This window comes from Mangrovimonas sp. ST2L15 (assembly GCF_001280515.1).
Taxonomy (GTDB): domain Bacteria; phylum Bacteroidota; class Bacteroidia; order Flavobacteriales; family Flavobacteriaceae; genus Mangrovimonas; species Mangrovimonas futianensis.
On record NZ_LBIQ01000028.1, the window covers coordinates 252,167 to 273,231 of the forward strand.

21 protein-coding genes are annotated in these 21,065 nt (G+C 36.1%); 13 read left to right on the forward strand and 8 right to left on the reverse strand.

The features are described from left to right. Position 1: 1 nt before the first annotated feature. Both ilvB and ilvD read right to left on the reverse strand, forming a co-directional pair. Entirely contained in the window at positions 2 to 1,738 is a 1,737-nt protein-coding gene (gene ilvB, locus ZA07_RS03510) for a biosynthetic-type acetolactate synthase large subunit (RefSeq protein ID WP_053970346.1), read from the reverse strand. A gap of 10 nt (positions 1,739 to 1,748) precedes the next feature. Further along, positions 1,749 to 3,434: a dihydroxy-acid dehydratase gene (gene ilvD / locus ZA07_RS03515; RefSeq protein ID WP_053970347.1), complete on the reverse strand. Its 1,686-nt coding sequence runs from the start codon at positions 3,432 to 3,434 to the stop codon at positions 1,749 to 1,751. Positions 3,435 to 4,103: 669 nt separating this feature from the next. Here ilvD and ZA07_RS03525 point away from each other — a divergent pair. The 9 genes from ZA07_RS03525 to ZA07_RS03565 all read left to right on the forward strand — a co-directional run bounded on the left by ZA07_RS03525 (position 4,104) and on the right by ZA07_RS03565 (position 12,746). Beyond that, positions 4,104 to 5,867, forward strand: coding sequence for an amidohydrolase (locus ZA07_RS03525; protein WP_053970349.1), 1,764 nt, complete (start codon positions 4,104 to 4,106; stop codon positions 5,865 to 5,867). 161 nt (positions 5,868 to 6,028) lie between these two features. Beyond that, complete coding sequence (locus ZA07_RS03530; RefSeq protein WP_053970350.1) at positions 6,029 to 7,549, forward strand: serine hydrolase; 1,521 nt, start codon at positions 6,029 to 6,031, stop codon at positions 7,547 to 7,549. Between the two features lie 144 nt (positions 7,550 to 7,693). Next, positions 7,694 to 8,197, forward strand: a complete 504-nt coding sequence (locus ZA07_RS03535) for a hypothetical protein (protein ID WP_157492045.1) — start codon at positions 7,694 to 7,696, stop codon at positions 8,195 to 8,197. A gap of 139 nt (positions 8,198 to 8,336) precedes the next feature. Beyond that, positions 8,337 to 8,786: a DUF1572 family protein gene (locus ZA07_RS03540; protein WP_053970352.1), complete on the forward strand. Its 450-nt coding sequence runs from the start codon at positions 8,337 to 8,339 to the stop codon at positions 8,784 to 8,786. A 28-nt stretch (positions 8,787 to 8,814) separates the two neighbouring features. Next, positions 8,815 to 9,630: a PhzF family phenazine biosynthesis protein gene (locus ZA07_RS03545; protein ID WP_053970353.1), complete on the forward strand. Its 816-nt coding sequence runs from the start codon at positions 8,815 to 8,817 to the stop codon at positions 9,628 to 9,630. A gap of 164 nt (positions 9,631 to 9,794) precedes the next feature. Continuing rightward, positions 9,795 to 10,529: a DUF6090 family protein gene (locus ZA07_RS15980; protein WP_053970354.1), complete on the forward strand. Its 735-nt coding sequence runs from the start codon at positions 9,795 to 9,797 to the stop codon at positions 10,527 to 10,529. 161 nt (positions 10,530 to 10,690) lie between these two features. After that, complete coding sequence (locus ZA07_RS03555) at positions 10,691 to 11,422, forward strand: DUF6090 family protein (RefSeq protein WP_157492046.1); 732 nt, start codon at positions 10,691 to 10,693, stop codon at positions 11,420 to 11,422. A 255-nt stretch (positions 11,423 to 11,677) separates the two neighbouring features. Further along, positions 11,678 to 12,172, forward strand: coding sequence for a hypothetical protein (locus ZA07_RS03560; RefSeq protein WP_053970356.1), 495 nt, complete (start codon positions 11,678 to 11,680; stop codon positions 12,170 to 12,172). Positions 12,173 to 12,317: 145 nt separating this feature from the next. Further along, the gene (locus ZA07_RS03565) at positions 12,318 to 12,746 is read left to right on the forward strand and encodes a hypothetical protein (protein WP_053970357.1); all 429 of its coding nucleotides are present in this window, start codon (positions 12,318 to 12,320) and stop codon (positions 12,744 to 12,746) included. 100 nt (positions 12,747 to 12,846) lie between these two features. Here the strand turns inward: ZA07_RS03565 and ZA07_RS03570 are convergent, their stop codons facing one another. Genes ZA07_RS03570 through ZA07_RS03590 form a run of 6 tightly spaced genes read right to left on the reverse strand, consistent with a single transcriptional unit; the run spans position 12,847 to position 17,175 of the window. Further along, positions 12,847 to 13,803, reverse strand: a complete 957-nt coding sequence (locus ZA07_RS03570; RefSeq protein ID WP_053970358.1) for a sugar phosphate isomerase/epimerase — start codon at positions 13,801 to 13,803, stop codon at positions 12,847 to 12,849. A gap of 10 nt (positions 13,804 to 13,813) precedes the next feature. Beyond that, entirely contained in the window at positions 13,814 to 14,002 is a 189-nt protein-coding gene (locus ZA07_RS15985; RefSeq protein WP_157492047.1) for a hypothetical protein, read from the reverse strand. 36 nt (positions 14,003 to 14,038) lie between these two features. Further along, positions 14,039 to 15,106 carry a Gfo/Idh/MocA family oxidoreductase gene (locus ZA07_RS03575; RefSeq protein WP_053970359.1) on the reverse strand — a complete coding sequence of 356 codons (1,068 nt, stop codon included), beginning with the start codon at positions 15,104 to 15,106 and terminating at the stop codon, positions 14,039 to 14,041. Between the two features lie 31 nt (positions 15,107 to 15,137). Then, positions 15,138 to 15,965 (reverse strand): MBL fold metallo-hydrolase, encoded by an 828-nt coding sequence (locus tag ZA07_RS03580; RefSeq protein WP_197276694.1) that lies wholly within the window; start codon positions 15,963 to 15,965, stop codon positions 15,138 to 15,140. Positions 15,966 to 15,982: 17 nt separating this feature from the next. Further along, complete coding sequence (locus tag ZA07_RS03585; protein WP_053970361.1) at positions 15,983 to 16,777, reverse strand: SDR family NAD(P)-dependent oxidoreductase; 795 nt, start codon at positions 16,775 to 16,777, stop codon at positions 15,983 to 15,985. Positions 16,778 to 16,782: 5 nt separating this feature from the next. Next, a complete protein-coding gene (locus ZA07_RS03590) occupies positions 16,783 to 17,175 on the reverse strand; it encodes a DoxX family membrane protein (RefSeq protein WP_053970362.1) in 393 nt (130 codons plus the stop codon). 81 nt (positions 17,176 to 17,256) lie between these two features. On the opposite strand from ZA07_RS03590, the gene ZA07_RS03595 reads away from it, so the two are divergent. From ZA07_RS03595 to ZA07_RS03610, 4 genes are all read left to right on the forward strand, one after another. Then, entirely contained in the window at positions 17,257 to 18,096 is an 840-nt protein-coding gene (locus ZA07_RS03595; RefSeq protein WP_053970363.1) for an AraC family transcriptional regulator, read from the forward strand. 110 nt (positions 18,097 to 18,206) lie between these two features. Then, complete coding sequence (locus tag ZA07_RS03600) at positions 18,207 to 18,692, forward strand: DinB family protein (RefSeq protein WP_053970364.1); 486 nt, start codon at positions 18,207 to 18,209, stop codon at positions 18,690 to 18,692. A 35-nt stretch (positions 18,693 to 18,727) separates the two neighbouring features. Beyond that, entirely contained in the window at positions 18,728 to 19,387 is a 660-nt protein-coding gene (locus tag ZA07_RS03605) for a hypothetical protein (RefSeq protein ID WP_157492048.1), read from the forward strand. Between the two features lie 207 nt (positions 19,388 to 19,594). After that, positions 19,595 to 20,977, forward strand: a complete 1,383-nt coding sequence (locus ZA07_RS03610) for a sodium:solute symporter family protein (RefSeq protein ID WP_197276695.1) — start codon at positions 19,595 to 19,597, stop codon at positions 20,975 to 20,977. The last annotated feature ends 88 nt before the right edge of the window (positions 20,978 to 21,065 follow it).

Genomic DNA, 21,065 nt, shown 5'->3' on the forward strand with positions numbered 1-21,065 from the left:
ATTAACTTAATCTTATATCTGAAACCGATGCTCCTGTTGGGATCATTGGAAACACATTGTCTTCTTTCTCTACACATACTTCTAGGAAATATGCCGATTCACTAGCCATCATTTCCTTGATAGCTTCATCCAATTCCTCCCTTTTTGACACTCTTTTGGCTTCAATATGGTATCCTTTGGCTATTTGAACAAAATCTGGATTGATCAATTCGGTAGAGGCATATCGTTTATCAAAAAACAATTGCTGCCACTGACGTACCATTCCGAGGAAATCATTATTTAAGACCACAATCTTTACGGGTACCCTTGTTTGAAAAATGGTCCCCAATTCTTGAATGGTCATTTGGTAACCACCATCTCCAATGATAGCTACCACATCACGTTCTGGAGCTGCCATCTTTGCACCTATGGCTGCTGGCAATGCAAACCCCATGGTTCCCAATCCGCCGGAGGTAATATTACTTTTTGTCTGGTTAAACTCAGCATAGCGACAAGCAATCATTTGATGTTGTCCTACATCACTCACTATGGCTGCCTGACCTTTGCTTTCTTCATTGATTTTCTTCAACACTTCTCCCATGGTCAAACCTTCCTTGGTGGGGTTCAAATCGTTTTTGATGACCTGTTCAAACTCTACCTGGTACAGCTTCTTAAACTCATTTAACCAAGAGTCATGGCTGTTTTCATTAAGTAATGGCAATAAAGCCGACAGACTGGTTTTGGCATCTCCAAGAACCGCCACATCGGTCTTTACATTTTTATCGACTTCTGCTGGGTCTATTTCAAAATGGATCACCTTGGCCTGTTTGGCATAGGTCTCCAAATTACCGGTTACCCTGTCATCAAACCGCATGCCTATGGCTATAAGCACATCACACTCATTGGTTAACTTATTGGGCGCATAATTACCGTGCATGCCAACCATACCCACATTTAGGGGATGGGACGTTGGAATGGCGGAAGCTCCCAGAATGGTCCAAGCCGAAGGGATGCCAGCCTTTTCCATCACCGCCTTCAATTCGGCTTCTGCCTCACCCAATATGACACCTTGCCCCCAAACGATTAACGGCTTTTTAGCCGCATTGATGATATCTGCAGCCTCCTGCACTTTGCTTGTTTGCACTTCGGGGACTGGTTTATAACTTCTTATGGATGTACATTTTTCATAAGAGAAATCAAATTCCTCAAATTGGGCATTTTTGGTGATGTCAATGAGTACGGGACCCGGACGCCCACTTTTAGCGATATAAAATGCTTTGGCAATGACTTCGGGAATTTCAGACGCCTTGGTCACCTGGTGGTTCCACTTGGTAACCGGGGTTGAGATACCTATGATATCTGTTTCCTGAAAGGCATCACTTCCTAGTAAGTGGGAACCCACTTGCCCCGTAATGCACACCAAAGGCGTGGAATCAATTTGAGCATCGGCAATACCGGTGATCAAATTGGTTGCCCCGGGACCCGAGGTTGCCATAGCCACCCCTACTTTACCAGAAATTCTAGCATAGCCTTGGGCAGCATGGGTGGCCCCTTGCTCGTGCCTGGTCAAGACGTGATGCAATTGGGTTTGATATTTATAAAGCTCGTCATAAACTGGCATTATGGCCCCACCAGGGTAGCCATAAATAATATCAACCCCTTCTTCCAAAAGGCATTTTACAACCGCCTCACTACCCGTAATTCTAACGGATTTTTTAGTAGGTTGCTCTTTTTTTGCTACTGCTTGAGTATCCTCCATATTCTATCATTTAAAACTCATCGGTCACACAGCCATTGGATGCTGATGAAACCGTTTTTGCATATTTATATAATACCCCTCGCTCAAATTTGAGTTTTGGAGCTTTCCAATTTTCTTTTCTTTTTGCCAATTCCTCATCGGAAATTTCGATGTTGATGGTATTGTTTACTGCATCAATAGAGATGATATCTCCATTTTCAACTAAGGCAATATTTCCACCTACTTGTGCTTCTGGCGACACGTGGCCCACCACAAAACCGTGGGATCCACCCGAGAAGCGACCATCTGTAATCAATGCCACATCCTTGCCCAAGCCAGCTCCCATAATGGAAGAGGTCGGTTTAAGCATTTCTGGCATACCCGGTGCCCCTTTAGGACCTTCATAACGAATAATGACCACATCGCCTTTTTTTACTTTACCCGTTTTGATGCCTTCATTGACCGCCGCCTCACTATCAAACACATTGGCAACGCCTTTGAAGGACAAGCCTTCTTTCCCTGTAATTTTAGCCACAGCACCTTCCGTAGCTAGGTTACCAAACAGGATGCGAATATGGCCTGAATCCTTGATAGGTTGGTTGACTGATTTGATGACCTCCTGACCTTCTTCTAGGTCTGGAGCTGTCTCCAAGTTTTTGGCCAAGGTTTTTCCGGTAACTGTTAAGCAATCACCATGCAACATGCCTTGTTTCAGCATGTACTTTAAAACACCTGGCACCCCACCTACGGCGTGCAAATCTTCCATGGCATATTTACCACTTGGTTTTAGGTCTGCCAAGAGTGGTGTTGCATCACTTATTTTCTGAAAATCGGCTAAGGTGAATTCTACATTGGCTGCTTTGGCAATAGCCAGAAAGTGCAACACGGCATTTGTAGACCCTCCTAGAACCGTTACCAACCTAATGGCGTTTTCTAAGGACTTTCTTGTAACAATATCTGATGGTTTAATATCTTTTTCCAGTAGTAACTTTAAGGCTTCTCCCGCTCTTTCACATTCCTTCTCCTTAATTTTTCCTTCTGTGATAGCCGGGTTTGAGGAGTTAAAAGGTAAAGACATACCTAAGGCTTCAATGGCCGAAGCCATGGTATTTGCGGTGTACATACCACCACAGGCACCAGCACCCGGACAGGCCTTGTGAATGACTTCTTTGAATTCGGTTTCATCTATGCTTCCAGCTACTTTTTGACCATAGGCCTCAAAAGCTGAAATAATATCCAGTTTTTTACCATTATGACAGCCAGAAGCAATGGTGCCTCCATAGACTAAAATGGAAGGTCTGTTTAACCGTAACATGGCCATTAAGGCTCCCGGCATGTTTTTATCACAACCTACCACAGTCACCAAACCATCATAACTCATGGCTTGAACGACGGTTTCCATAGAATCTGCAATGATATCACGGGACGGTAAGGAATAGCGCATTCCTGGGGTTCCGTTTGAAATACCGTCACTTACTCCAATGGTATTGAAAATGAGTCCGACCAAATCGGCCTTGTCTGCTCCCTTTTTAACATGGACTGCCAAGTCATTAAGGTGCATGTTACATGGATTTCCTTCATACCCTGTACTGGCAATACCCACCAAGGGCTTTTGCAAATCTTCATCGGTTAAGCCAATGGCATGCAACATGGCTTGGGCAGCCGGCAAGGTTGGATCTTGTGTTACTGTTTTACTGTATTTATTTAAATTGTTCATTATTTGATTTTGACCCTTTTCTTTTAAGAAACTAAATTAATGTAATCACTCTACTAGGGTGTTGCATTACATGAGCACGCTTTAAATTCAATTAGTTTTTTAACATTTCAAATAACTATTTATCAGCACTTTAACTAATTTGTTATATGATGTTCAAACCCTTTAAAATTTTTCCATAAAAAAAATGCCTTCCCGGATGAGGAAGGCATTTTCTATATCATACTACAATACCATTCCTCACCGGAGCGAAATAATCACTACGATAATAATAGAAATGATATGGATTAGGTTCTTGTTCATTTGAAACCCAAATGTTGGAATTTTTAATTAAAAATCCAAACGCCCTTGAAGGTTTTCTTGTTTTTGCAGTAATTAAATTGGACATATTCCATAGATTCTTACGATGCTTGTTGGATTGACTGCTGGTATGGGAGGGACTTGCAACTTTGACCATGCTGGCACTATCCAGATTCTGGAAACTGGTTTTTATTAGACTCTTGACTAGAAAAAATTTAAAGCATTTACCACTAAAATTATAACTTACTGTTTTACAGTTTACAAACTAAAAACCACTAACTTTACTAGACCTAATTCTACTAAAATTCATCACCCATTTTCTCACCAACAGAACTATAGCCGAAAGAGGACAACTTTTAAAATTGAAATCCTATGAAAGCCGCTATTGTATTTTTTTTCGGAATCAGTCTACTCCTTACATCATGCAACAATAAGTCTCAAAAAAGTGATACTGAAACCTTAGGGGAGCGACACCAACAACAAAAAACCATTTACTACAACGGAGACATCATAACCATGCAGGGTGACAACCTAAATTATGCGGAAGCCGTAGTAGAAAGCGATGGTAAAATAATCTTTGTAGGAAGCAAAAAAGAAGCATTTGAACAATTTAAGGAACAAGTAAAAAAGCACGACCTAGGTGGTGAAACCATGATGCCAGGTTTCATTGAACCTCATCTCCATCCTTCCATTGCAGCTACAGTCTTGCCGAATGAAATTGTTGCTCCTTATGATTGGGTATTGCCTACGGAAACCAAAAAAGGTGTTTCAGGACATGAAAATTATGTTGCTCGTATAACGGAATCTATTAATTCAAATGCTACTGAGGAGTCTATTTATTTTATTTGGGGATATCACCAACTCTGGCATGGGGAATTAAATAGGGCGTTGCTAAACAAAATAGCCGGCAATAAACCTGTAGGTATCATACATCGCTCCTTTCATGAAATTTTTGTTAACGATGCTGCCATAAAAATGATGGACATAAAAGAAGCTGAATTTAAAAACAATCCTCAAGTGAATTGGGAAAAAGGGCATTTCTATGAGGGAGGTTGGTTGGCTCTAGTACCTAAAATAGGGAACCTATTCTTTGAAAAAGATAAGTATCAAGGTGGATTGGAACAAATGACACAATTGTTATTGAAAAATGGTATCACAACTATTGCAGAACCAGGTTTTCCTAGTTCAAATTTTGATTTGGAGTACAACTACTTAAAAACTGAGATGGACAAGAAGCCTCCATATGATATCTATTTAATTCCAAATGGCACCCAATTATATGGCATGAAAGGAAATAGTAATGCGAAAGCAAAACAGTTTGCCGAGACCTTAGCTGACAGCTTCAATACAGGGAATATTAAGTTTTTACCAAAACAAATCAAATTATTTTCCGATGGCGCTATTTACTCCCAGTTGATGCAGATGAAGGACAACTATACCGATGGGCATCATGGTGAGTGGATGACCCCATTAGATTTGTTTAAAGAGCAAATGGAACTCTATTGGAATGATGGCTATAAAATACATGTTCATGCTAATGGAGATTTGGGAATTCAGATGGTAGTTGATAATGTAGCAGAATTACAAAGGAAAAATCCTCTTGAAAACCATCAATTAACCCTACACCATATGGGTTATTTTACAGATACCATGGCAGAACAAATAGCCAAACTTGAAATAGAAGGTTCTGTAAATCCATACTATCTTTGGGCTTTAGCTGATAAATATTCAGAAATAGGACTAGGAAAAGAAAGAGGAGAAAATTTGGTAAGAATAAAATCGCTTGTCTCGAGAGGTGTTCCTGTATCTTTTCATTCTGATTTTGCAATGGCACCGGTAGAACCCCTCACTTTAGCGTGGACTGCCATTAATCGCAATACCTCACAGGGCAGCAAATTTTCTCAAGACCAGCGACTAAGCGTTTATGAAGGTATGAAAGGTATTACTATAGACGCGGCAGGTACCTTAAGCCTGGAAGACCAGATTGGCTCTATAGAAGAAGGAAAGCAAGCAGACTTTACCATCTTGGCAAAAAACCCATTTAAGATTGATCCAATGGAAATTAAAGATATTCAAATAAGTGGTGTTGTTCATAAAGGCCAATTTCACATCAATAAAACAGCTTATTTGAAATAGCATTTAAGACAATATACTATCAACCATTATTTCAAAATTGTTAATTCTAGCCTACTAGGTAAGTCCTAGCAATTTTGCTATCTTCGGTTTACGGCGGAAAATCCTCGCGGATTTTCACGCAACGAAACCATAGCCCAAACCGTTATACTCAATTAAAAAAAATGAAAAACTTTCTCTCAATCATAATTGGTTTATTCCTTTTCTCCAATACATTCTCTCAACAAATACAAATAGATTCACTTGACCTGCTCATTCACCAAGTAATAAAAGACTATGAAATACCAGGACTTTCAATTGGTATTGTTCGGAATGATTCTATAATATTTTCCAAAGGATATGGCAACTGCGAAGTTAATAAAGAAAGAAAAGTTGATGAAAATACAACTTTCGGAATAGGTTCAATTTCTAAATCATTTACTGCGTTAACGTTAGGCATCTTGGTGGATGAGGGTAAAATTGATTGGGATGATAAAGTTAAAGATTACCTGCCCTATTTTGAATTATATGCCCCATATGTTACAGATAATTTTACGATTAGAGATTTACTCATTCATAGAAGTGGTCTGAAAGATGTTAGTGGTGGTACACTTTGGTATCACTCTGATTATTCTAGGGAAGAAATAATTAAGAGACTTAAATATTTAGAACCAGTATCAGGGTATCGAGAAAAGCCAGCTTATCAAAATGTAATGTACGTTGTTGCTTCGGAAATAGTAAAAACCGTATCGGGAACATCATGGGATAGTTTCTTAAAAACAAGAGTATTCGATAAACTAAAAATGAATAATAGCACCTCTTTATCAACAGAAAGAAAAGCAAATAAGAACCTAGCACAACCGCATATTTGGAATGAAGATTACAAAAAGGTCGCGATTATTCAAGAAAAGGGAGATAATCTTGCTCCAGGAGGTTTTATCTACTCATCAGCAATTGAAATGTCGAATTACATGAGATTAATGTTGAATAATGGAGTATTTGAAAATGATACTATTGTTAGTCCAACAATAATAGAGGAAATTTTTAAACCACAAATTATTTATCCAATTGGAAGTCCTTTTAATAATGAATTTTCATCCTATGGGTTCGGTTGGTGGCTTACGCCATTTAATGGACATAAGATAATTGAGCATAGTGGTGGTATAGACGGTATGGCGGCCCAACTTGTTATGATAAAGGATTTAAACATTGGGTTTGTTTTACTTACTAACGCATCGAAAGAACCTGCAACATTTATTTTGAGAGCTTTACTACTTAAACAATTTCTTGAAGATGAAGATAATCTACCTGATAATTTCTATTCTTTGGTGAAAGACTGGAGAGACAATTTTATAAAAGAAAAGAAAGAGTCTTTGAGAATTCAATTAAAATCAAAGAACACAAAACCCTCTTTAGCAATTAAAGAATACTCCGGAAAATACACTGATAAGATGTATGGCGACATATTTATAAACAATATAAGTGAAGAGGAATTAGAGATTTCATTTTCTCATACTAAATTATTCAGAGGAAAATTGGTGCATTGGCATTTTGATACCTTTAAAATTGACTGGTATGACATTCGTGTGCCAGATGGGTTTTTAACTTTCAATTTTAATTCAAAAAGAGAAATATTAGGATTCTCAATTGATCAAGAAAATTTACTTGATGTTGATTTCGGAGAACTTAAAATAATGAAAAATTAAAACTGAGTATAACAATTTGTATAGTTCATTGCTTCTGATTTTCCTAAACTGAAAATCCTCTTTCTGAACTATCGCCAAGTTTTATTTGCTAAATTAGTGACCTAACCAACGCAACAAACCATACACAAACCGTTGTAACCAATTTTGAAAAACCCGAGAGACATAAAGGAATTATTGCAAATTGATATTGATTTTCTTTGTGAAAATTCTCGATTCAAGTCAGACTTGATAAATGACCAAAATGATACTCGGAATTTCCTTCTGTTCGATTTGAAGTCAAAATTTTTGGATTTATTTGACCAATTTCAAATTTCATTGTTTGAGAAAAAAGCTCGTCACTTGGAATTAAATTCTCTAAATCCAAATCCAGAGAAAATTAAAAAAATTTTAGAGCTGATCGTAAGCGAATACGAAACGGACGAAAACAATCAAAGCGCATCGGATTGGAATGCTTCAAAGCATCTGTCTTGGTGGTTTAAGAATGACAAACACCACCAAACCTATGATGAACCAGAAAATATGGAGGATTTATTTTACGGATTTATAATTGACGGACTGAAAGACAACCAAGTAACTTTGGCGATACTTGACTATAAAAACATTGACCCAAAACTGAATAAAAAAAACTGGTTACAACAACGTGTATAGTTCATTGCTTCTGATTTTCCTCGCGGAAAATCCTCGCCCTGAACTATTGCCAAGTTTTATTTGCTAAATTAGTGACCAGACCAACGCAACAAACCATACACAAACCGTTAGCACCAATTTAGAAGGAAACAAACAAAAAATGGTAATAGAATCTTTAAAAGAGTTATACAATAGGGACTTAAACAAGTTGAAAAAGGAGATTGAACTTTACAAAAACGACACAACATTGTGGAAAATTGAAAACTCAATAAAAAACTCTGGAGGGAATCTATGTCTTCATATAATCGGGAATCTGAAAACGTATATCGGAAATGGATTGGCTCAAATTGATTATGTTAGACAAAGGGATTTAGAATTTTCCAGCAGATTCGTTGAGAGAAAAGAATTATACGAAAAAATTGATGAAACCATTCAAATTGTTGGTCAGGGACTGAGCAAAATAACGGATGAACAATTAACCGAAACCTTTCCAATAATCATTTGGGAAAATAAAACGGAAATGGCATTTACCATTATTCATCTACATTCCCATTTAAACTATCATTTAGGTCAAATAAATTACCATCGTAGAATTTTAGAGAAAACATAAAATAATTGAATTCACCACTAAAAATTATATGGCAAGTATTGAAACATATATTGTAGATTCGTTCGCGGATGAACCCTTTAAAGGAAATCCGGCAGGAGTCTGTTTACTTGAACAAGAAATAGATGACGACACAATGCTTTCCATAGCCAAAGAACTTGGGCTTTCCGAAACCGCATTTGTGAAACAACAGAGTACGCAAAAAGGATTTTCAATACGTTATTTTTCACCCAAAATGGAAATTCCCCTTTGCGGACATGCAACTCTGGCAGCCTCGAAAATACTCTTTGACAGGGATTCAAGTATTTCAAACATCCATTTTGTAACTATTCAAAATTTGGACTTGATTATTAGAAAGGAGGCAGAGTACATCAGAATGGAATTTCCAGTTTATGAAACTGAATATCAAATTGCACCAAAAGAATTACTTGAAGCTCTTGGAATCGTTGAATTAGATAATAGCGAATACAATAAGGAAACGAAAATATTATTGCTTGAAATCAATAGCTGTAAAACACTAAACAACTTGAAACCTGACTTTGAAAAATTAAAAAAGTCACATGGTTCAATTAACGGGGTATTGGTCACGGCCTTATCGGAAAAACCTGATTACGACTTTGAATCAAGATACTTTTGGCCTAGGAGCGGAACTAATGAAGACCCTGTAACAGGTGGAACACATACATTTTTGGCAAAATATTGGGGAGAAAAGCTGAACAAGAAAAAAATGAATTCTTTTCAATGTTCCGAACGAACTGGATTTATGGAAGTTGAGTTAATCGAGAAGCATAAAATGACAATTAAAGGAAAGGCACAAATTGTTTTAAAAGGAGAATTAAAAATATAAAAAACTGGTGCTAACAATGTATATAAAAAATAGGCGGAACAGTAATAATTTGAAAGCTTTTGGTTTCTATTAAACTCTGTGCTTAACGGAAAGATTAGAGCTTCAAAATCGCCTACTTTTCATATACGACACCGTTGTGCTTCATTATCAGAAACCGCTAACCAATGATAAAATTCTTTAGGAAAATTAGACAAAATTTACTTTCAGAAGGTAAAACAGGAAAGTATTTCAAATATGCTTTTGGCGAAATTGTGCTTGTGGTGATTGGGATTTTGATTGCACTTTCCCTGAATAATTGGAATGAAAAAAGAAAATCTAATAATCTTTTAAAAATATACGAAGCCAATATAATTACTGAACTAAACCAAGACCTTTTTGATCTAAATAAGGCAGATAGCCTGGTTGATGTACGAATGAAAAGTATAGATAATTATTTTGAATATTATAATTCAGAATCTGCAAACATGGATACGTTAGTTAAAAAGAGGAATAGTAGTCAATTGTTTTTTGTATTATTCCAAACAAACACGTTCTCTCTTGAGGATTTAATTACTTCTGGAAATTTGCAATTATTTACATTGGAAGAAAAGAATAGTTTTTTAAAGTATAAAAAGGCACTAAAAGAATATGAGAATTTTCAATCGATAGGCATAGAATTAACGAAGCACAAGTATAACGAATTTGAAAGTGATATCGATAAGATGAAATTGATTGGGAATTCTACAAAAGAACTAGCTTCAGTAAATAATTGGGGGAAATATGACATCAACTCTCATCAGTTTAGAAAACTAAATAATTATATAGTCACCTTTTTAGAATTTTTTCAAGGACAAAAACAATATTTAAAACGTCTAGAAGAAAAGACAGAAGAACTTAAAATTAAGTTGGAAAATAAATGACGAAAGAACAACACCGGCCATAATTCAGCGTGACTTATGCCCTATTTTGAAAAATATGTAAATTTATCAAAGCTGATTGCTTACGCGGAATGTCTTACGGACGATTCCATGCCGAAATCATAGCCAAACCGTTGTGATTAACTATCAGAAACCGCTAACCAATGATGAAATTCTTTAAAAGAATTAGAAAAAATTTAATTTCAGAGGGCAAAACTGGACAATATCTTAAGTATGCTCTTGGGGAAATTATTCTTGTAGTGATAGGTATTTTGATTGCTTTGCAAGTAAGCAATTGGAACGAAGCGAAAAAAAACCAACATATCGAAAAGGATTATCTCTCCTCTTTACGCTCAGATATTGAAGATGATATACAAACACAAGATTCTATAATTCAGATTCTTAACAACAAAAGCAAGACGATTGACTCTCTTCTCTATGAGCTGGAAGGGTTACAACCAGATTCAGATTCAAGACAAGCTTACAACTATTGGTATGCTTCTATTGGATTTCCAGACTACATATCTAAAGAACACACCATAGAAACTTTAAAAAGTAGTGGGAAAATAGAAAGCGTTTCTGATGAAACCATTAGACGTATGCTTCAAGCCTACTATGACGAAACCGATAGATTTTATATCCATCAAAACTTATTGGATGGGCTGTCTACAAAGACCTTCCTTAACGACATTGTTTTCAACTTAAGGGTTTTACGAAAAGATACTGATAAACCAGTGCCTCTTCTATCGAGTTCGCAAAACACAATCAATACCCTGTACAACAATATATTTATCTATCAAGCAATGGTGAAATCCTCATCCAGAAAACTGCAAAATTTAAACAAAGAAGCGCAGGAGGTTTTAAAAAACATAAATTCATTCGACAAAATCAATTGATTAAACTCTTAAGGAAAATTAGACAAAAACAACATTTATCTATTCTGAAAAAGAAAATGGAAGAGCCTATAAAACTTTTAAAAAACAAAAAATTAAATAACGACAGCACACCATTTTGTATAAGTAATGGAGGCGATGTGGCAAATTTCAGGGTTTGTTCCCGTTCAAACTGTTTAGCGGTTTGACAAGAAGGTAGCCCTCAATCTGAAGCTACTCATACAATTTACCGGTGTAATTTGAGCTGACCCGAAAAGAATGAAAAAAACAATAACCTTTTTACTAATTATGGGACTATTGAGTAAATTATTTGGTCAAATGGAAAAAAAGAATTCCGACTCTTCAGTTGAACAAGAACTTCGGTTGGAATATAATGTTATGAAGAATATTTCCTTAGAAAAATATCAGAAATATGAAAATTCAGAACAATTCAAATTAATTGAAAATGGAATTTATCAAGATTTAAAAGATTCTGATGACACCAAATACAGAATGACTATTTCTTATGACTTAGAACCTGAAAACGACACAAATAATCAATATCCTTTAGAAGATATTTTGGACAAGTACTATTTGCACGTTTCTGATTTTTTGGAATCTGAAAATGATTCTGACCCTAACAATTTTAAACTTGAATTGGCTGGAGAATTAGGAGATTTGAAGAATAGCCAAAATATAATCGGGAAGAAAGTGTATAATAAGGAATTTAAAAGTGACGATGGACAAATTAGAGTTAAACTGATAATTGAATAAAAACTACACACAAGACCGTGTATAATTCATTGCTTCCGATTTTCCTCTCGGAAAATCCTCGCAACTTTGCTATCTTAGTTTCTTAACCCGAAAATCCTAGCGGATTTTCACGCAACGAAACTATACACAAACCGTTCTACTCAATATGAAAACAGCACTTTGGATATTTGGCGGAATTGGAATATTGGTTCTGATTTATCATAGAATCCAAAATGAACGTTACGAAAAAAAATTGCAGAAACTAAATCAAAGCAGACCAAAACTTACTCGAGCCGAATATATAGCTAAATTAAAAGGAGAAGGGTTTGATGAAAATCACGTTGGCGTTGTTTACAATAAAATTTATGAATTCAATGACAATATTTCGAACTCAATTTATCCAGAAGACGACTTGCATAAAGTTTGGCGGATAAATGATTTAGATGATATTGAATTGGTTGACAAAATCTGCGCGGAATTGAATTTAAAAAAACCTGAACAATCGGATTTTGACGAATTGAACGCTGATAATGGAATTTTTGACGCACGATATATTTTAAAATTGACCAAAAATCTACAAAGAAATACTGCGTAGAACAAGGTTTATAATTCATCGCTTCTGATTTTCCTCATTGAAAATTTACAAACTTGATGCTGTCCGTTGTTGTTCCGTATCGATTGTCATGTTTTATTAATTAAGTGTTCATCATGGTTTTCCAAATATTCAGACTATACTTGGATTGCTTCACAAATTCTTCCATTTGTTCTTTATTCATAGGCAATTTATACGGCCTACATTCTGCAATTACAATTTCAAAACACAGCAAATCATTAAAACCGACTTCTTTCAACGTATTAAATTGTGCCAGGTAATCTATATGTCCAGTACCTATTCCACCTCTTCCAGAATCAGAAACATGATAACTATATAATAGGTCACCTCCTATGGCTTTTATGGGAGAAATCATGTCTTTTTCGGTTATATTCATATGAAAACTATCCAATACCAATTTCACATTACTTGGACTACCAGCATCTTTGTAAATACGAAGTAACTCATCTGCAGTTTGTGCCTGAGGGACTTCATAGTGGCAACAAGCCTCATAGGATAGCAAAATATTTTTCCCCTTAGCGTAATCACTCAACTGCTTCACGGCTTGTGCTATTTGTTCCATGGATGCCTCATAATTGGGCTGATTTTTTGTCCAAAAAGACAATCCTTGCAACGTACTCATTGGCACACCAAGAGCCAAAGCGTAATCAATGACTTGCTTGTAGAATGCTACAGATTTCTCCAAAGTAGCATCTTCATCTGTATCTGGCTTGCAACTCAGGGGATCATAACTTGTTAAAGCGATACCATATTCCTTGGATTTGGCAACCACCTCCTCTGCTTTATATTTTTTAAAGTCACCACAAAATTGTAGTCCTGTGTAACCAATTTCTTTGACTTTTGTAAATAGTTCATCCAAATCATCTAGACCAAACGTCCAACTTATTGTTGCTAATGTCATTTGTTTAATGCTTTTATTTTCAGTTATTTTTTCTTCGGAATTTAAGGAGTTTTCCAATGCGAATCCAGCAAAGTTTCCTACAGCTAAGGCTGCTGACGCTAAGACCGATTGTTTAAAAAACTTTCTTCTATTATTCATACTTATTTTTTTAGGGAATTATTTTTTCAGTTTGAAGTTCTTTGAATGTATTCATCATTTTAGTTTCGATATCCCCATTCATCTCATGGAAACCAAATGGGCGACCTTTGTTTACATCTTGAAATGCATCGGTTTCTACATTGCAAATAAAATCAACAAATCCCCATTGAACCACTTCATCAAGTTCGTAGGTTTTCAAATTGATTTTTTTTCATGTTTATTTATATTTACACGGTTATTTTTCTAATTCTTCGTAGTTTATTTGCACCAGTTTTCCTTCTTGGGCACTTTTTCTCACGGCGTCCATAACAGTCATGGTTCTATAACCGTCCCAGCCAGATACTGGGGAAGGTGCATTATTGATGATGGTTTGATAAACAGCATCAAAATATTCAAAGTAATTTCCTTCTTCACTTTTGATAAATTCTGTGATTTTATCACCATCTTCTAAATAACTTAATTTTCCGTCTTTGTGATCTTTATGGTTCACCCAATCTTCTCTACTTGGAATTGCACCTGCAATAAGTCTGTCTTCCTGGATATCTGTTCGGTCTTGCAAATAAGATCCGTTACGGCCATGAAAAACGTAGCCGTATTCGTGTTCCAAAGAAATATCTGTGGCTCTTAATTTGACTCTTTTATCTGGATATATCAGCGTAGCTAAAAAGTAATCTTCTACAGGTGAATCTTTACGCAATGCTGCAAAATCTGCCAGAACCGCATTCGGAATTCCAAATAATTTTACTGCCTGATCTGTAATGTGTGAACCCCGATTGTTGTATTCTCCACCGCTTTTAGGATGTTCGGTATGCACATCGCCACGAACGTTTGGAACAAAAAAGTCATACGAAATGGTAGCTTCTACCAGTTCTCCAAGTTTATCCATTTCCAGTACTTTTTGGGCTGTTTTAAAATCAGAATCGTATCTTCTGTTTTGAAAAACAAAGAGGTGAACACCTTTGCTTTTCGCAAGCAAATGCAATTCTTTGGCTTCTTCAGCAGTATTGGTAAAAGCTTTTTCTACAATAGCATGTTTCCCGGCTTCTAACACTTTCTTGGCGTATTCAAAATGGGTGTCAATGGGTGTGTTAACTACAACTAAATCTACTTGATCATCTGCTAAAACAGCTTCTAGCGAAGGATAACTTTCCGTATAGTCATAATCATTTTGAATTTTCTTTTTTGAGCGTTCCCAAGCACCTTTTAAAAGGTAACCTTCAGAAACGTCAAGAAATGGAGCAAAAAAAGTTTTGCCAGAAAAACCGTAACCTAGTAATACGGTGCGAATTGTGTTTATTGTCATTTTTTGTGTTTTTAGGGGACATGTATTTTTATTATTGTCCTATGGATTTTTCCATAAGAATTCTCCAAACATTCATGGGCAACCATTCTTCATAATTCATCCAGTGTTTGTATTTGGGTAATTCCACTTTATTTGGAATTTCGAAAAGATTGGTTCCTTTATCCAATTCTGCTTGAACGGCAGCGTACAATTCATTAAAGTAATTTTGAATTAGGTGTAGATCTTTGCGAGTTCCTACTGCTCTCACGTGTGACATAAGTAGTGTATCAAATTCCAACTGATCTATTTTCTTTAAAGAGGTAACCCAGTTGGAAGGATCGGCGTCGGGTAAATAAGCATACAAAACTCTATCGGGTACTACCAGATCAATTGAGAAGACGGTATTGTGTTCGAGGAATCGAAAGGTGGTCATTCCATCGCCATGATTTCTTCCGTAAAAATATAATTCTATTGTTTTTCCACCAATTGTGTATGTAGTGAACTCGCCTCCCCAAGTTTCATCTGGCATGATAACTTTTGGGTTTGGTGCAATGGTTTCTTTTGCTTTTATATGACTAATAATGGTAGCTCCTTGATCTTTAAACAATTTTCCGCCGCTAATATGATCCCAATGATTGTGGCTATAAAAAAGATGGGTTACCGGTAAATCGGTTACTTTCTTGATAGCTTTCATGGTAGCTTTGGCATGTTTTTCATCTAAAGGATCTATTACAACCACTCCTGTTTTGGTAATGTAAAAAAGCGAGTAGGTGCGGTCGCCAACCATATACAGATTGTCTTTAACCTTAATGGTTTCTATGTCTTTTGCAAAAGACATAGATATAGTGAAAAACGTAAAAAGGGCTATTAATTTTTTCATACTCATTTGGTTTTGGGTTAAACAATATAGTTGGCAACTCCACCGTCTACTCGTAAAGCGTCTCCATTGGTAGCCGAGGAAAGTGGACTAGCAATATAGGTGACCATGTTGGCAACTTCTTCGGTTGCAGCAAATCGTTGTAAAAGAGAAGTAGGTCTTCTGTTTTCAAAGAATTCTTTTTGAAGCGCTGCTACAGTGGTATTTTTTTCTTTGGTTTGTTTTTCAAAATTTTGTTCTAGAGATCTACTCATGGTAGGTCCTGGTAAAACCGAATTTACAGTTACATTGGTTCCTTTACTAAGCCTTGCCAAACCTCTGGAAATTGCCAATTGCGCTGTTTTACTGAAACCATAATGAACCATTTCGGTTGGGATATTTAGAGCGGATTCACTTGAGATAAAAATGATTCTTCCTTCATTTTTCTTGATCATTCTGGGGAAATAGTGGCGAGATAATCGAACACCGCTCATAACGTTTACTTCAAACATTTCGAACCATTCTTCATCAGAGATATTTTCGAAATCTACTTCATTGAATATTCCAACATTATTGATGAGGATATCAACATCTGGAATTTCCTTAATAAGGTTTTCTACATCTTCTTTTTTAGAAAAGTCAGCCACAATTCCAGTAATATCTTCGTTTCCGGTTTCTTTCTTTAAATCTTTAATACGGTCTGCAACATCGTTTGCTTTTCTTCCGTTTATAATAACGTGAGTGCCCTCTTTTGCTAAACCTTTTGCAATGGCGTATCCTATTCCTGCAGTAGATCCGGTGACCAATGCAGTTTTTTCTTCTAATTGTAAGTTCATAGGTTTTATTTTTTCTTTGTGAATAGTAATGTGTTGTAATCTGCAAACAAGTAAAGGACTGCCAAGTATGCTCCGTACATCATTTCTATAAAGATGGCATTCCAATTTTCCTGAAAAGACATTCCGAAAAGGAGCATACAAATAAGCAGTACTCCAACGGCGGCAGACACTTTCATTTTAAAACCAATTATTAAGGTTATTCCTAAGAGAAGTTCTAAAAAAGGAAGTAGATATGCGAAGGGTTGTACTATGACTAATGGAAATGCAGTTTCTGAAAAACCTTTCATCATTCCCTCCGTAAATTGTTGTAATTTAGGAATTCGGATAAATCCATGTCCTAGAAAGCTAAAACCAATTGGGAGCCTGGCTAGCGTGTATGCAGTTACTTTTTCTTTCATAGCTTCAATTTTAATCAAAGAAACAAAGAGATACCGTTAACTACCTTGTAAAAATCTATTAATTTATTGTAAATTGCCATTATGGAACGATACAAGCAGTTTGATAGATTGGTGATAAACGACTTTGTTGCCGAGGTTTGGCAACATCCTTTGCATAATCATAATCACTATGAATTTATATTTATTGTGGAAGGCAAAGGCATGCACCATATTAATAAACGATTGCTGCCGTATCGTAAAGGAAGTATGTATTTACTTGGGCCTGAAGATGAGCATGAATTTATGATTGATGAGAAAACGCGTTTTGTTTATTTTAAATTTACAAAGCTGTATTTAGATACGTTTAAGAATGAAGATGCCAGTGAATGGAACCAAGATATTGATAGTATAATTAGCTTGAAAGCAAGTAAAACTGGTGATTTATTAAAGAGCGATGATGATATTGAAATGATCACATTATTGCTAAACTTAATTGTAAAAGAATATCAAAAAAATGAAGTACTAAGTAAAAAAATTGTTTTTCAATTATTCAAATCGATCATGTTGGTAATCAAGCGGAATAAACATAGTTGTGGAACCAAAATGATTACTTCTGAAAATGCAGAAACTACAGAGGATTTGCTGGAATATATTGAACTGAATATCTACAACCCAAAAATGCTCACGCAAAAGCAAATTGCAGCACATTTTCACTATTCGCCCAATTATATAGGTACTTTTTTCAAGGAAAAGGTTGGCACATCTTTAAAGAATTACATTCAGCAATATCGGTTTAATTTACTAGAACAGCGATTGAAACACGGGCAGAGCAGCACCAAACAGTTAGCGTTAGAGTTTGGTTTTACCGATGAAAGTCATTTGCACAAGTTTGTAAAAATTCAGTCCGGAAAAAAACTGACTGCAATAAAGCAAGAGATGTAAATCACAAAAAATTAGGCATGATTATTAACAACTTCTATTAGTCACACCTTAAGAAAAACGAATAACTTCGAAACAGATGTTCGAAAACTTTTCTTCAAATTTTTAAAACCATGAAGTCATACAGAGATCAAGGGGCCATTGGTGCCATTTTAGATGAATATAAAAAAGCTCTAACAGAATTAGAGAACGTTATTTCCAACCTGAGTGACACGGATTTAACGGTCATCGTGGATTATGCCACTCCAGATCCAGATTGTAAATCGATTCAAACAATTTTAACGCACGTGATAAGATCGGGGTATTGCTACGTAATCGAGATTAGAAAATCATTGGGAGAGAACATTGACTTTATAGAACGGAAAAAATTAAACTCTGTTGAAGCTTATAAAAAAGCACTAAGGGACATGTTTCGGTACAATGAACAATTCTTTAAAGATTACCCAAACATTCAGATTGAGGAGCTTCATTCAGAAAAGAAGATTCTCGTAAATTGGGGTCAATTATATGATATAGAACAATTGTTTGAGCACGCTATTGTACACATATTAAGACACCGCAGACAAATAGAACGTTTTAAACTTCAATTGAAATCTTAAATAAGTTTCAAATGTTCTGGCTTTTAGTTTTAAACATGAAGAAAGGACTAATACTAATACTCATACTCACAATGATATCTCATACTTCTTTTGGACAAAACATAAATGGGAAATGGATTTTGAAAGAGATGCACTCTGGTAATGGTCAAAAAGGCAACCCCGATTTTCAGCTTTTGGACATCAACAATGACAGTGTGGACGTTTACACCGATTTTTCGCTTTTGGCAAAAGCTACGACATTGAAAATGGATCAAGGCAATTTGTTGAACCAAGACAATGACAAAACTTCAACATATGAAATCGTCAGTGACAATCATTTAAAATGGTTCGTCCCCGGCAAAGTAAATGGAACCGAGGCTGTTTTTGAATGTGACTTTTACAGACTTGAACCGACCGTGACAACCTTGAAAAAGGAGGAAATAGAGAAACTGACTTTTGTCTTAATAGAAAACGGACGAGCATCAGAATTTGTTTTTAATAAAGAACTTTGGGACAAAGAAAGATTGGAATGTTTTGAAAGAACAGAAGGCGAAAAGAAAATGATTGAACAAATAGACTCGACCTTTTTTGTATCCATGTATTATAATGGAAAAAGAAGTGGCTCAATTCCAATTAAAGAGGTTAATATCGAATATTTAAAACTCTATGCCATTCCCACTGGCCCAATGGAATTGACCTTATATCGAAAGGAATAAAATTCTTTTCCAAACTCCCTTACACTTGAACCTCTCCAGAAATCAACCATAAAACACTCTTTTACAGCCGATTCCCGATTTTATTTATTAAATTAGAAAACCAATCTATGTAACCTTCCATATCCTAACCCTTTAAGGTGCTTTTTCATATCAACACTAACTAATGCTATTCTAACAATGGTAAGTTTCTTTATAATATGTTACCTGTTGACGACACTTGGAATTGGGTTTTGGGCTTCCAGAAAAATAAAAACTTCTGATGATTTTGCTCTTGCGGGAAAAAGTTTGTCAACGTCCCTGGTGGGTGTCACCCTATTTGCCACCTGGTTTGGAAGTAGCCAAATTATGGGAAATCCCGGTTATTTTATTGTAGATGGCTTTTCATCCTATATCACCTTGACCCTAACTGGAGGTATTTGCCTTTTTATAGTAGGTATGTTCTATGCCAGGAAGTTGTACCGAATGCAAATTGTAACGATTAACGATTTTTTTAGGGTTAGGTATTCTAAAAATCTTGAAACGGCTTCTTCTCTGATAATGGTTTTTTCTTATCCACATTGGATTGCAGCCCAATTTGTAGCCCTGGCCTATTTGTTTCATGCTGTTATGGACATCCCTTTTAGTTATGGTATTTTATTAGGTGCTTCAATAGTGGTTTTTTATACTTACATAGGAGGTATGTGGGCAGTCGCCTATACCGATATGGTACAAAGCGTCATGATTTTGTTGGGATTGTTTATACTCCTTTTTGAAGTGTTGCACAAAACAGAGGGTATCACACCTATTTTTGCCAACCAACCTAGTGCGTTTTTTGATTTATGTCCTCAAAAAGATTTAGATGCTTGGTCTGAATACATCGCTCTGACCCTTGCTTTTACGGCAGGTGCGATTCCCGTTCAAGAAATCTACCAACGTGTCTTTTCGGCTAAAAATGAAAAAGCGGCCCGCAACGGACTCTACCTAGGAGCGCTTCTAATGGTTATCATCCCCAGTATTCCCTTAATCATAGGGCTCGGAGGTGTATACTTGTATCCTGAATTATCTACTAGCGGAAACAGCCAGGATATCATACCTTCCTTGGTAAAACTAATGACAAGTATCCCCGTGCAAATTCTATTTTATGGCGCCATGATATCAGCGATTCTAAGTACCTCAAGCGGAGCCATGTTGGCACCGGCAACCGTAATCGCAGAAAACCTAATCAAACCTTATAAAAAGAACATTGCAGACAAAAAGCTACTACTTTACACCAGACTGAGTGTGATTTTGGTAGCCGCTATTTCCTGTTATTTTGCCTTTGACGATTCTGATATTGTAGGACTTGTGGCTGCTTCTCTCAGTCTTATTTTAGTGTGTCTTTTTGCTCCGCTTACTTTTGGCTTGTTCTGGAAAAAAGCCTCAACTATAGGAGCTTGGGCAGCCATCATCATTGGCGGTCTTACTTGGCTGTTTTGTTTCATTTATGAGACAAGAATAGATGCCACTATTTATGGAACCATATCAAGTTGTGTTAGCATGGTTGTAGTCAGTTTGCTCTATCCTGACCAGACAAAATCACCAAAACAGAAAACTAATCAAGAACCTATATAAATGTTCCTATTTTTTAGCTTTTTAAATACTGAGCACTTTAAATTTATAACATTGTAAAGCGACCCCATTACCAAATAAAAAAACCTTG